Annotated in this window: 10 protein-coding genes; 3 read left to right on the forward strand and 7 right to left on the reverse strand. The window is 68.7% G+C overall.

Annotated features, from left to right (window positions below):
- The first annotated feature begins 81 nt into the window (after nt 1-81).
- Nucleotides 82-2,025, forward strand: coding sequence for a HAMP domain-containing sensor histidine kinase (locus G0Q01_RS23310; protein WP_164213905.1), 1,944 nt, complete (start codon nt 82-84; stop codon nt 2,023-2,025).
- Nucleotides 2,026-2,045: 20 nt separating this feature from the next.
- Here G0Q01_RS23310 and fdhF read toward each other — a convergent pair whose 3' ends face one another.
- Nucleotides 2,046-4,814 (reverse strand): formate dehydrogenase subunit alpha, encoded by a 2,769-nt coding sequence (fdhF, locus tag G0Q01_RS23315; RefSeq protein WP_164197827.1) that lies wholly within the window; start codon nt 4,812-4,814, stop codon nt 2,046-2,048.
- Between the two features lie 147 nt (nt 4,815-4,961).
- Entirely contained in the window at nt 4,962-6,656 is a 1,695-nt protein-coding gene (locus tag G0Q01_RS23320; protein WP_164197826.1) for an NAD(P)H-dependent oxidoreductase subunit E, read from the reverse strand.
- Between the two features lie 152 nt (nt 6,657-6,808).
- Between G0Q01_RS23320 and G0Q01_RS23325 the strand changes: the two genes are divergently transcribed.
- Entirely contained in the window at nt 6,809-7,036 is a 228-nt protein-coding gene (locus tag G0Q01_RS23325) for a sulfurtransferase TusA family protein (protein ID WP_164197825.1), read from the forward strand.
- Between the two features lie 19 nt (nt 7,037-7,055).
- Here the strand turns inward: G0Q01_RS23325 and glp are convergent, their stop codons facing one another.
- The 4 genes from glp to G0Q01_RS23345 are packed head-to-tail and all read right to left on the reverse strand — an operon-like array spanning nt 7,056 to nt 11,225.
- Entirely contained in the window at nt 7,056-9,218 is a 2,163-nt protein-coding gene (gene glp, locus G0Q01_RS23330; protein WP_164213904.1) for a gephyrin-like molybdotransferase Glp, read from the reverse strand.
- Nucleotides 9,215-9,706, reverse strand: a complete 492-nt coding sequence (mobB, locus tag G0Q01_RS23335; protein WP_164197823.1) for a molybdopterin-guanine dinucleotide biosynthesis protein B — start codon at nt 9,704-9,706, stop codon at nt 9,215-9,217. The genes glp and mobB overlap by 4 nt, the downstream gene beginning before the upstream one ends.
- Nucleotides 9,703-10,353, reverse strand: coding sequence for a molybdenum cofactor guanylyltransferase MobA (mobA, locus tag G0Q01_RS23340; protein ID WP_164197822.1), 651 nt, complete (start codon nt 10,351-10,353; stop codon nt 9,703-9,705). Before mobA ends, mobB begins: the two co-directional genes overlap by 4 nt.
- A complete protein-coding gene (locus G0Q01_RS23345) occupies nt 10,350-11,225 on the reverse strand; it encodes a formate dehydrogenase accessory sulfurtransferase FdhD (protein ID WP_164197821.1) in 876 nt (291 codons plus the stop codon). The genes mobA and G0Q01_RS23345 overlap by 4 nt, the downstream gene beginning before the upstream one ends.
- 78 nt (nt 11,226-11,303) lie before the next feature.
- Between G0Q01_RS23345 and G0Q01_RS23350 the strand changes: the two genes are divergently transcribed.
- Nucleotides 11,304-11,819 (forward strand): DUF2478 domain-containing protein, encoded by a 516-nt coding sequence (locus tag G0Q01_RS23350; protein WP_164197820.1) that lies wholly within the window; start codon nt 11,304-11,306, stop codon nt 11,817-11,819.
- 4 nt (nt 11,820-11,823) lie between these two features.
- On the opposite strand, the gene G0Q01_RS23355 is transcribed toward G0Q01_RS23350, so the two are convergent.
- Nucleotides 11,824-12,288 (reverse strand): GNAT family N-acetyltransferase, encoded by a 465-nt coding sequence (locus tag G0Q01_RS23355; RefSeq protein WP_164197819.1) that lies wholly within the window; start codon nt 12,286-12,288, stop codon nt 11,824-11,826.
- Nucleotides 12,289-12,535 lie beyond the last annotated feature (247 nt).

Raw genomic sequence — 12,535 nt, forward strand, 5'->3', positions numbered from 1 at the left:
AAATCGGGCCCGACGATCCAGACTGACCGGGGGCGAGGGCCGTGCTAGGCTCGCTCCGACATGAAAGCCAAGTCCCGCCCGATGATCTCCGTCCGCCTGCGCCTGCTGATCCTTGCGCTTGCGCCGCTGGTCCTGCTGATGCCGCTCCTGCTGCTGCTCGGCATGACCCGCTGGACCGAGGATTACGACAAGGTGCTGGCGGCCAACGTGCAGAGCGACCTGCGCATCGCCGAGCAATACCTCTCGCAGCTCATGGCGCGCACCGGCGAAGAGCTGTCGGGGGTGTCGGGCTCCGTCGCCTTTGCCGAAGCCTTTGCAGACGGCGTGCCGGACCGGCAGTTCCTGCTCAACAAACGCTCTGAACTGCTCCTGGATTTCCTCTACTACCTGCCAGCCTCCGAGGTGCCCGAGGCCGCCGCCGACTGGCCGGTGATCGCCGCCGCGGGGCAGGGCACGACCCGCACCGCCATCGACATCTTCCCGGACGAGGCGCTCGCGGCGCTGCCGCGCAACCTCGCGGCCCGGGCGCGTATCGATCTGATCAAGACACAGGCCGCCGTGCCCACCGAGCGCAGGGTCGAAGACCGCGGCATGGTGGTTCATGCAGCCAGCCCGGTCTCGCTGCCGGGTCGCGAGGGCGTGCTGGTCGGGGGCATCCTGCTCAACAGCAACCTCGGCTTCATCGATGCGATCAATGCGCTGGTCTATCTCAACCCGGTCACCGGCGGCGCGCGGCAGGGCACCGCGACGCTCTTCCTCGACGACGTGCGCATCTCGACCAACGTGCGGCTGTTCGAGGACGTGCGGGCGCTCGGCACGCGGGTCTCGGCATCGGTGCGGCAGGCGGTGCTGGGCGAGGGGCGGACCTGGCTCGACCGCGCCTTCGTGGTCAACGACTGGTACATCTCGGGGTATCTGCCGCTCACCGACAGTTTCGGCAAGCGGGTTGGCATGCTCTACGTCGGCTTCCTCGAGGCGCCTTTCGCCGAGGCCAAGCGCGCCGCCTACCTGTGGATGATGGCGGCCTTCGCGGCGGTGCTGGCGCTTTCCGCGCCGGTGTTCCTGTGGATGGCCAAGGGCATCTTCGCCCCGCTCGAGCGGATGACCCACACCATGCGGCGGGTGGGCCGGGGCAACCTCTCGGCGCGCATCGGCCCGGTGGGACTGGACGAGATCGGCCAGGTGGCGGCGCATCTCGACGGGCTTCTCGATCAGGTGCAGGACCGGGACCTGAAACTGCGGGCCTGGGCCGAGGAGCTGGAGGACCGGGTCGATCAGCGCACAGCCGAACTGCGCGAGGCCAATGCCAAGCTCGAAGACACCTACCGCCAGCTCGTGATGAGCGAGAAACTCGCCTCGATCGGCGAAATCACTGCAGGGGTTGCGCATGAGATCAACAACCCGATGGCGGTGATCCAGGGCAACGTCGAGGTGATCCGCATGGAACTGGGCGAGGCCGCCGCGCAAGTCGAGACCGAGCTGTCGCTCATCGACCGGCAGATCATGCGGATGGAGGCCATCGTCGGAAAACTGCTGAAATTCGCCCGCCCTGCCGAGTTCTCTGACTGCGGCGAGACCGTCGATCTGGCGCCTCTGGTCGAGGATTCCCTGCTGCTGGTCGAGCACGCGCTGAGCAAGGGCGCGATCACGGTCGAGACCGAACTGCCCGCCCTGCCGCAGGTGGCCATCGACGCGGGCGAGATGCAGCAGGTGGTGATCAACCTCATCCTCAACGCGGCGCAGGCGATGGGCGAGACAGGGCGTCTTTCGCTTTTGCTCTCCGAAGAGGCGCGGGACGGCCTGCCGGGCGTGGCGCTGGTGGTGCGCGATACCGGGCCTGGCATCCCGCCAGAGAACCTGCCGTCGCTCTTCGATCCCTTCTTCACCACCCGCCGCGGCGAAGGCACCGGGCTGGGCCTGTCGATCTCGCAAAGCATCGTGCAGCGGGCGGGCGGGTTGATCACCGCCGCCAATGCGCCGGACGGCGGGGCGGTCTTCACCGTCTGGCTGCCAGAGGCGGGCTGACGGCGGGGCGCGCCGCTCCGCTACGCCGCCGTGACCCGCACCGCCGAGAACTTGAACTCGGGGATCTTGCCGTAGGGGTCGATGGCCGGGTTGGTGAGGATGTTCGCCGCCGCCTCGACATAGGCGAAGGGCAGGAACACCATGTCGGGCGCCACCGCGCGGTCTGCACGGGCCATGACCTCGATCTCGCCGCGCCGTGTCTGTAGCCTGACCATGCCGCCGGGCTCGACGCCGAGCTTGCGCAGGGTCGAGGGGTGCAGCGAGCAGTTGGCGCCGGGCTCCACCGCGTCGAGCACCTTCGAGCGGCGGGTCATCGAGCCGGTGTGCCAATGCTCGAGCTGCCGCCCCGTGGTCAGGATCATTGGGTAATCGGCGTCGGGCGTCTCGTCCGGCGGGATCACCGAGGCGGGGGTGAACCGCGCCCGGCCGCCTTCGCGCGGGAAGCCGTCGCCAAAGACGATGGGCTGACCGGGATCCTCGGGCGAGAGCGACGGATAGGTCACCGCGTCCTCGCGCTCCAGCCGCTCCCAGGTGATGTTGTCGAGCGAGGGCATTCCGCGCGCCATCTCGGCGAAAACCTCGCGCGGGTGGCTGTAGGTCCAGCCCAGCCCCAGCCGCTGCGCCAGCTCGACGGTGATCGCCCAGTCCTCGCGCGCGTCGCCCGGGGGCGTGGCCCCGGCGCGGCCCATCTGCACCTGCCGGTTGGTGTTGGTCACGGTGCCGGTCTTTTCGTAGAAGGCGGCGGCGGGCAGGATCACGTCGGCGTAATTGGCGGTCTCTGTCAGGAAAATGTCCTGCACCACGAGGTGATCGAGTTTGGCCAGCGCGGCGCGGGCATGGGTCACATCCGGGTCCGACATGGCCGGGTTCTCGCCGAGGATGTACATGCCGCGGATCGCGCCATCGTGCACCGCGTCCATGATCTCGGTGACCGTGAGACCCTTCTGGCCGCTGAAGTCTTCCGAGCCCCAGATCTCGGTGAAGGCCGAGCGCACGCCGTCGTCAGTCACGTCCTGATAGTCGGGCAGGAACATCGGGATGAGTCCCGCATCGGACGCCCCCTGCACGTTGTTCTGGCCGCGCAGCGGGTGCAGCCCGGCGCCCGGCTTGCCGACGTTGCCGGTCATCAGCGCGAGGGAGATCAGGCAGCGTGAATTGTCGGTGCCGTGGATGTGCTGGCTGACCCCCATGCCCCAGAAGATCATCCCCGCCTTGCCCTTGGCAAAGGTGCGGGCGACATCGCGCACCGTGGCGGCGTCGATGCCGGTCAGATCCTCCAGCGTTTCGGGGGCGAAACCGGCGAGGTGCTGCTTCTCGTGCTCCCAGTTCTCGGTGAAGCGGTCGATATAGGCCTGATCGTAAAGTCCTTCCTCGACGATCACCGACATGATCGAGTTGAGCAGCGGCACGTCGGCGCCGGGGCGGAACTGCACCATGTGGCTGGCGAAGCGCTTCAGCGCCTGACCGCGCGGATCCATGACGATGAGCTTGCCGCCACGCTTGGCGAACTGCTTGAAGAAGGTCGCGGCGACCGGGTGGTTCTCGATCGGGTTGGCGCCGATGACAATGGCGACATCGGCGTTCTCGATCTCGTTGAAGGTGGCCGAGACCGCCCCCGAGCCGACGTTCTCCATCAGCGCCGAGACCGACGACGCATGGCAAAGTCGCGTGCAATGGTCGACGTTGTTGTGGCCAAAGCCCTGCCGGATCAGCTTCTGGAAGAGATAGGCCTCTTCGTTGGTGCATTTGGCCGAGCCGAAACCGGCCACCGTCTCGCCGCCCTGGTCGCGCAGCTTCGCCAGACCGCTGGCCGCGACCTCCATTGCCTCGTCCCACGACGCTTCGCGGAAGTGGGTGAAGGGGTTGGCAGGATCGACGTTCAGCCCCTTCTCGGCGCCTTCGAGACGGATCAGCGGCTTGGTCAGCCGGTGCGGGTGGTGGATGTAATCGAAGCCGAACCGCCCCTTGACGCAAAGCCGACCCTCGTTGGCAGGGCCGTTGATCCCTTCGACGTATTTGACCTTGCCGTCCTTCAGCTTCAGCGAGACCTGGCAGCCGACGCCGCAGAAGGGGCAGACCGATTGCACCGCCTCATCGAAGTCACGGCTGTCGCCGTGCTGGGCCGCGTCCACCACGGTGGCGGGCATCAGCGCGCCGGTGGGGCAGGCCTGCACGCATTCGCCGCAGGCGACGCAGGTGCTTTCGCCCATGGGGTCGTCCATGTCGAAGACGGGGAAAGCGTCATGCCCCCGGTCCGCCATGCCGATCACGTCGTTCACCTGCACCTCGCGGCAGGCGCGGACGCAGAGGTTGCACTGGATGCAGGCATCCAGATTGACCTTCATCGCCACGTGGCTGTCATCGAGCAGCGGGATGCGGGCCTCTTCGAGCCTGGGGAAACGGCTGTCGGAAACCCCGGTCAGGTCGGCCATGTCCCACAGGTGCGAGCCGCGGTCGTGCGCCTGCGCGCGTTCGGGCTGGTCTGCCAGAAGCAGCTCCATCACAAGCTCGCGCGATTTCTTCGCGCGGGCGCTGTCGGTGGTCACCTTCATGCCCTCGGCGGGCGCGCGGCAGCACGAGGCCGCCAACGTCCGCTCGCCGTCGATCTCGACCATGCAGGCGCGGCAGTTGCCGTCGGGCCGGTAGCCCGGCGCCTCCTTGTGGCACAGGTGCGGGATGGTGGTGCCGAGCCGCTTGGCGACCTGCCAGATGGTCTCTCCGGGGAGGGCGGTGACCTCCTGCCCGTCGAGGATGAAGGAGGTCTGGGGAAGGTTCGATCCGTCAGCCATTGTGTGCAGCTCCGGGGGTCAGGGTCTTGGGAGAGCCGCAAGGAAATGTGCGGCGATATTGGTCCCGGGCCGCGTCCGACTGAGCGGAGGACGGCTGCGGCCCGGGAAAATGCGCGCGGGCAGGGGGACGGGAGGGGACCGCGCGCATCATTTCACCTCCTCGGGGAAGTGCTTCATCACCAGTCGGATCGGGTTCGGGGCCGCCTGGCCCAGGCCGCAGATCGAGGCGTCGGTCATCACCTGGCAGAGGTCCTCGAGCAGCTCCCCGTCCCAGCTTTCGGCCTGCATCAGCTTCACCGCCTTCTCGCAGCCGACACGGCAGGGCGTGCATTGGCCGCAGCTCTCTTTTTCGAAGAACTTCAGCATGTTGAGAGCCGCTCCGCGGGCGCTGTCCTTGTCCGACAGCACCACCACGGCTGCGGAGCCGATGAAGGTGCCATGCGGCTGCAGCGTGTCGAAATCGAGCGGCACGTCGCCCAGCGAGGCCGGCAGCAGCCCCGAGGATGGCCCCCCCGGCTGATAGGCCTTGAACACATGGCCCTCGGCCATGCCGCCCGCGGCCTCGATAAGATCATTGATCGTGCTGCCGGCAGGCAGCACGTAGACGCCCGGATTGGCGACACGGCCGGAGAGCGAGTAGCTGCGCATCCCCTTGCGATCGTTGTGCGCGACCTTGGACTTGATCGCGTGCCCCTCGCGGGCGATGCGGCCGATCCAATGCAGGGTCTCGACATTGTGCACCAGCGTCGGGCGGTCGAAGATGCCCACCTGCGCCACGAAGGGCGGGCGCAGCCGCGGCATGCCGCGCTTGCCCTCGATGGATTCGATCATCGCGGACTCTTCGCCGCAGATGTAGGCGCCCGCGCCGCGGCGCAGCTCGATGAAGCCGGGCTGCACGATCCCCGCCGCCTCGAGCGCGGCGATCTCCTTGTGCAGGATGTGAAGGATCGCCGGATACTCGTCGCGCATGTAGATGAAGCAGGTCTCGGCCTCGACCGCCCAGGCGGCGATCAGCATGCCTTCGAGCATCATGTGAGGCGTGCGTTCGAGATAGAAGCGGTCCTTGAAGGTGCCGGGCTCGCCCTCGTCGCCGTTCACCGCAAGGTAGCGCGGACCGGGGTTGGCGCGCACAAAGCCCCACTTCTTGCCCGAGGGGAACCCTGCGCCGCCCATGCCGCGCAGGCCGGCGGCGAAGATCTCCTCCTGCACCTTCTCCCAGTCGCCGCTTTCGCGCAGGGTCAGCAGCCGGTCATAGCCACCGCCCGCCCGATAGGTCTTGAAGTCCTCGTAGGCGGGGATCACCGGCTCGAAATCGCCCTTGTCGATCGCCGAGCGAATTTTCTGTGGCGTGGCGTGATCGACGTGCAGATGGCCGATCTCGACCGTCGGGCCGGTGTCGCAGCGGCCCATGCAGGGCGCGCGCAGCACGCGGACCTTTGCGGGGTCATGCCCGGCGCAAAGCGCGTCGAAGAGCGCCTCGGACCCCGCCATCTCGCACGACAGCGAGTCGCAGACACGGATGGTCAGATCGGGCGGCGGGGTCTCGCCTTCCTTTACCGGGTCGAAATGGGCGTAGAAGGTGGCGACCTCCCAGACCTCGGCCATCGACAGCCGCATCTCCTCGGCCAACGCGCGCAGGTGGGCCGCCGAGAGGTGGTGGTAGCGGTCCTGGATCAGGTGCAGGAACTCGATCAGCAGATCGCGCCGGCGCGGACGGTCACCGAGCAGCGCCTTCACCTCGTCCCATGCGCGGTCGTCGAGCTGTCGGCCCTTCGGCGTGGCGCGTCCCTTGCCGCCCTTGCGGCCGGATTTCCAGATCCCCTGCTGCTGATCCAGCGCCATCGAATGCCTCCCTGTCGTCGCGGTGGGTATCCGTTCTTGGGGCATAGGGTCATTGCCGGTCAATATCGCTGTGCCGTCAGTTGATAGGCGTTCTCTATCAAAGGCGGCAGCAGACGGATGGACAGCGCCGGGCCGTCTGCTATTGAGAAGGCATGACTTGGGATCAGGAACTTGATGCGCGCGGGCTGCTCTGCCCGCTTCCGGTGCTCAAGGCGCGCAAGCGCCTGCAGGGCATGGGAACGGGCGAGGTGCTGCGGGTGGTCGCGACCGACCCGGCGGCGGTGATCGACGTGCCGCATTTCTGCAACGAGGCCGGCCATGCGCTGGTGGGTCAGGCGGACGAGGGCGCGGCGCAGGTCTACCTGATCCGCAAGGGCTGAGGTCCGGCTTCGGCCTGCCTCAGACCAGCCCGAAGGACGCGTAGGGGATGTAGCGCACCGGCGTACCCGGCGTGACTTCGCGCGCTCCGTCCGGCAGCTCCACCAGCCCGTCCGCCCACGAGAGCCCGCTGATCCGCCCCGAGCCTTCTGAGCCGAAGACCTCCGCCGCGCCGTCTTCGTTCAGCCGTGCCCGCAGGTATTCGCGCCGGCCCGGCTTCTTGCGCTTTTCAAAGGCGGCGGGGACGGTGAACCCCTGCGGCTCGGTCCAGCCCGCGCCGGAAAGAAGCGACAGGGCGGGGCGCGCGAAGATCAGCGCGCAGACCAGCGCCGCCACCGGGTTGCCCGGCAGACCGAAGACCGGCACGCCCTCCCACATCGCCAGCGCCAGCGGACGCCCGGGTTTCAGCGCGATGCGCCAGCTCGACAGGGTGCCGCGGGCGCGCAGCAGCGCCGAGACGTGGTCCTCGTCGCCCGTCGAGGCGCCGCCCGACGTCAGGATCACATCCGCCTCGCGCGCGCCTTCGTGCAGGCGCTCCGCGATTGCCGCGGCGTCGTCGCCGACGTGGCCGAGGTCCACCGGCTCGTAGTGCCAGCCCTGCGCCAGCGACAGCAGCATGGGACGGTTGGCGTCCCAGATCTGATGCGGCGCGGCGGGCAGCTCCGGCGAGGCGATGATCTCGTCGCCGGTCGACAGCACGCCCACCCGCAGCGGACGGTGCACCGGCAGCTCGGCGATGCCGAGCGCCGAGGCCAGCGCCAGGTCGGGCGCGCGCAGGCGGCGGCCCTTGCGCAGGGCAAGATCGCCGGCAGCCATGTCCTCGCCGGCCTTGCGGGTGTTGGCGCGCGGCTTGAGCGGCCCGTCGAAGACCACAGTTGTGCCATCAGTGTTGGTATCTTCCTCGAGCACGACCGTATCGACCCCCTCGGGCAGGATCGCCCCGGTGAGGATGCGCACCGCATCGCCCGGCGGCACGGCGTCGGCATAGGGCTGCCCGGCTGCCGCGCGGCCCGCCACCAGCGGCAGGCGCTGCACGCCGCTGCCGGTTGCGGCATGGGCAAAGCCGTAGCCATCCACCGCGGAGTTCGGCATCGGAGGGTTCGAGCGTTTGGCCGCCACATCCGCCGCCAGCACGCGGCCCGCGGCGCGGGCCGTGGCAATCGTCGTGGTGCCGGTCACCGGGCTGAGCGCGGCGCGCAGCTTGGCGAGCGCCTCGTCGACGGGCACCCAGCTCACGCCCTGCGGCATGGCGAAACAGTCGTCGCGCAGGCGCGGCGGAAGGAGGGGGCTGTCGGGATCGGAGGGCATGGGGGCCTCGCAGGGTTGGGGAAAGGCGCGATGCGCGGCCCGGGTCAGGGTCTCCTCGTGGCCGAGTCCGAGGATCCAGCCTTCCACTGCGTCGCCCTCTCGGGTCATGGCGTCAAGCTGTTGTGGGTCGAGCGCGCGCAGCGCCCCGGCAAGGATGCGTACCTGCGCGCGGTCCTTGATCTCGTCCGGCTCGGCCAGCGCGGCCACGGTCTTCGCGATCAGCGAGGGAAAGAGCTCGACCAGCGTGATCGGCGTGTCGTGCTGCTCGAAGGGGCGGACCGAGAGATCGGCGCCGAAGCGCGCGCGCAGGGCCTGCAGGCGGGGGATTCCGAGCAGCGCCTGCGAGCCGACCGAGCCGGTGGTGTAGAGCTTCCACACCGTCTGCGCGCCGGGGGTGGCGTCGCACGTGCGCCGTTCAGGCATCCTGTGGCCGTCCCGGCGCGTGCCCTTGCTCGGCAGGCGCGGGTCGTCAAACGTCTCGGGGCAGCCCCAGAACGGCCCGATCCCGGGGAAGAGATCGTTCAGCTCGGCGGCGACTTGAAAGCGGTTGTTGGCATTGTCCGGCGCATCCTCGATGCGCGCCGCCAGCGCCTCCCAGAGCCGCAGCGGACCCGGCGTACCGGTGAGCGCCTCGGCAAAGCCCCCCGGATAGGCGAAGGGGAAGTCGAACCCCGCCAGCACCCGCCGCCCGGCATCGCGCTCGGTCTCAAAGAGGGTGGCGAGGGTGTCGGTCGCGTCCGCGCGGGTCCGGTGGTAGCTGGCTTCGACGCTTCCTTCGCGGGCGATGCCGATCCAGATCGCATCCTTCGACGGCTTGGCGGGCGAGGGTTTCGAGGCCCCCGACCAGTCCACGACGACGAAAGTGTCGAAGCTCACAAGCCCACCTCGCGCAGGATGAAATCGGTGATGGCGGCGGTGTCGTCGAGGTCAAAGCGGGGTAGGGCGGTCTCCACCACGCTGTCGGCGGCCACGGCGCGGATGCTGGCGTTGGCGGGCGAGAGCAGCGGTTTGCCGGTCTCGGCGCGATGCGCCTCGATCTTCGGGTGCGGCGCGGTCTTGTAGCCCTCGATCAGCACCAGATCGACCGGGCTCAGCCTGGTCAGCAGCTCCTCCAGCGGTGGCTCGGGCGCATCGCGCAGCTCGTGCATCAGCGCCCAGCGATGCGGCGAGGCGAGCAGCACCTCGTGCGCGCCGGCCTGCCGGTGCCTGTAGCTGTCGCGGCCGGGCTGATCGACATCGGTGCTGTGATGCGCGTGCTTGAGCGTCGAGACCGACAGACCCCGGGCGCAGACCTCCGCCACCAGCCGCTCCATCAGCCCGGTCTTGCCGCAGTTCTTGCTGCCCGTGACGCCGTAGATCCTCACGACGCCAGAGCCTGCGCCCGCGCCAGATCTTCGGGCGTGTTGACGTTGAAGAAGGGATCGAAGGGCTCGGCGGAGAACAGCGCCTCGCCCGCGCCGTGCTGGTCGGTCCAGAGCACAACCTTGCGTAGACCGCCTTCGAGCGCCGCGCGCAGATCGTTTCGCAGCGACACCGGCCAGAGGCCGAACGTGGGGTGCCGGTTGATCTTCTTGCCGCCGCCGGACTTCAGCGCTTCGTCCCCGGAGCGCGGTGTGCAGGCCAACGCCAGCAGGTGCGGCGCCTCCTCGGCGGCGAGCAGCAGGCGCGGTACCAGATCGCAGGGAAAGAAGGGCGTGTCGGCGGCCACCGTCACGATGCTGTCGGCCCCCTGCTCGGCGGCCCAGTCGAGACCCGCCAGCACGCCCGCCAGCGGGCCGGGGAAGCCGGCGATCGTATCGGGCAGCACCGGCAGGCGATAGCGGGCAAAGCGCGCGGCCTCGCCGTTGGCGTTGAGCGCCAGCCCGCCCACTTGCGGCTCGATCCGGTCGATCACGCGTTGCAGCAGCGGCGCGCCGCCGATCTCCAGCAGCCCCTTGTCGCCGCCGCCCATGCGCGTGGCGAGGCCGCCTGCGAGGATCACCCCAAGCGGCTGTTGCAGCGGGCGGCTCATTCTGCGGCCTCACCGGCGGATTTGCGACGGGACTTGCGGTCTTCCTCGGGCACCGAGGCAGGATCCACATCGCGTACCAGCCGTTCCTCGCCCGAAAGACACACGAAGCGTTGCCCACGCATCCGGCCGATCAGCGTCAGCCCCACCTGCCGGGCAATCTCGACGCCCCAGGCGGTGAAACCCGAGCGCGAGGCCAGCACAGGAATGCCCATCAGCGCGGTCTTGATCACCATCTCCGAGGTCAGCCGCCCGGTGGTGTAGAGGATCTTGTCCTCGGGCCCCAGCCCATGTTGGAACATGAAGCCCGAGATCTTGTCGACGGCGTTGTGCCGCCCGACATCTTCCATGTAGACCAAGGGCTTGTCCCGCTCGCAAAGCACGGTGCCATGGATCGCCCCGGCCTCGAGATAGAGCGAGGGGGTGGTGTTGATCTCTTTCCCCAGCGCGTAGAGCCAAGAGGTGCGGACCTCGGCTTGCGGCAGGGATAGCCCCTCGAGCCCCTCCATCATGTCGCCGAAGACGGTACCGACGGCGCAGCCCGAGGTGCGGGTCTTCTTCTGCACCTTTTCCTCGTAGGAGGTCTCGCGAAGGGTGCGCACGACGACGGTCTCGATCTCGTCGTCGTAATCGACGCCGGTCACGACGTCATCGGCGCGCAGCATCCCCTGATTGCGCAGGAACCCCAGCGCCAGATACTCGGGATAGTCGCCGATGGTCATCGCGGTGACGATTTCCTGGCGGTTGAGATAGATGGTGAGCGGGCGCTCCTCGACCACCGAGATCTCGGTCTCGGCACCGGTCTGGTCGGTGCCCGAGATGCGCCGGGTGAGGCGCGGGTCGGCGGGGTTCGGGAGCAGGGGAATTTCGGGCATGCGGGTGATCTTGCGCCTCCTCTGGCCTGCACGTCGGGCATCTTGTAACCTGCGACGCGGAGTTTCAAGGGGACGAGCATGCTTGGGTACGTAACGGGTCTGGGCCGCGGCGAGGTCGATGTGCTGATGCGCGAGGTGGCGGACCGCCTGCGCGCCGAGGGCGTGCCGCTCGCCGGCGCTGTGCAGCACAACATCGAGACCGGGCCGACCAGCAAGTGCCACATGGACCTGCAGGTCCTGAGCGGCACGGACGTCGTGCGCATCAGCCAGGACCTCGGGGCGCTGTCGCGCGGGTGTCGGCTCGATCCGCAGGGGCTCGAAAGGGTTGTCGGGCTGGTGAGCGCCGGGCTGCAGAAGGGCGCGGCGTTGCTGCTGGTCAACAAGTTCGGCAAGCAGGAGGTCGACGGCCGCGGCTTCCGTCCGGTGATCGGCGAGGCGCTGTCGGCGGGCGTGCCGGTGCTTGTGGCAGTGAACGCCGGCAACCTGGATGCCTTCCTCGCCTTCGCCGAGGACCTGGCCGAGCCGCTTGCTCCGGATGTCGATGCGGTGACCGACTGGTGCCGCGCGCGGATCCGCGAGGCGAAGGCGGCCTAAAGCCTCAGAGCCAGATCGTCGCGCAGCGGTTGCCGCTCTCGGCGATGATCTTGGCACCCGCGCTGAGCGCGATCTGCAGCATGGCGCGGTTGTCGTGGGAGAAACTGGCCTCGACGGTCTCGATCCCCATGTCCCGCGCATGGCCGAGCGCGGCGGAAAAGAGCTGCCGCCCGTAGCCGCGCCCCTGGTAGGCATCCTCGACCGAGAGCGCGATCTCGGCATGGGTCTTGGCAACGCGGTAAATCTCGAGCACGGCGCGGGTGTCGCCGTCGGCCTCCAGTCCCAGAACCAGATCAGGACGGCAGGACTCGGCGCGGCGCTTCAGCCACTCGTCGCCGACGCGGCTGTGAAAGCGGCTGCGGATCGCCGCGGCGCTGAGGCGTTTCCAATGGCCATAGAGCAGCGCCGCCGCCCGATGGACGGAGCCTTCGGTCGTTACGGTGGTCAGCACTGCCTCTGCGGTCGCCATGGGTCATCCTTTCTGCACCGGCGGTGAGATAGAGATGGGCGGCCTGTCGGACCACCGACAATTCGGAGATCCCGCCATGCACCCGGGTCATAACAACAACGTGATCAGCTGGCGGCGGCGCTTGGCACAAAAGGCGTGGGACGGAGCCGCGCCGCGGACTTCCTGATCCTGCTGTTTCCACCCCGGGGGGGGCCGCGACTCGAGCGGCGCGGGACATGGTGCCACGCTCACGCCAGGGCCGGCGCGT

The sequence above is a fragment of the Salipiger sp. PrR007 genome, assembly GCF_010499845.1.
In the GTDB taxonomy this organism is placed as follows: Bacteria; Pseudomonadota; Alphaproteobacteria; order Rhodobacterales; family Rhodobacteraceae; genus Salipiger; species Salipiger pacificus_A.

Coding starts and splice junctions, on each gene's coding strand:
- mobA (WP_164197822.1), bottom strand. CDS start 10,353: ATGAGCCGCCCGCTGCAACAGCCGCTTGGGGTGATCCTCGCAGGCGGC.
- G0Q01_RS23345 (WP_164197821.1), bottom strand. CDS start 11,225: ATGCCCGAAATTCCCCTGCTCCCGAACCCCGCCGACCCGCGCCTCACC.
- G0Q01_RS23320 (WP_164197826.1), bottom strand. CDS start 6,656: ATGGCGCTGGATCAGCAGCAGGGGATCTGGAAATCCGGCCGCAAGGGC.
- G0Q01_RS23325 (WP_164197825.1), top strand. CDS start 6,809: ATGACTTGGGATCAGGAACTTGATGCGCGCGGGCTGCTCTGCCCGCTT.
- fdhF (WP_164197827.1), bottom strand. CDS start 4,814: ATGGCTGACGGATCGAACCTTCCCCAGACCTCCTTCATCCTCGACGGG.
- G0Q01_RS23310 (WP_164213905.1), top strand. CDS start 82: ATGATCTCCGTCCGCCTGCGCCTGCTGATCCTTGCGCTTGCGCCGCTG.
- G0Q01_RS23350 (WP_164197820.1), top strand. CDS start 11,304: ATGCTTGGGTACGTAACGGGTCTGGGCCGCGGCGAGGTCGATGTGCTG.
- G0Q01_RS23355 (WP_164197819.1), bottom strand. CDS start 12,288: ATGGCGACCGCAGAGGCAGTGCTGACCACCGTAACGACCGAAGGCTCC.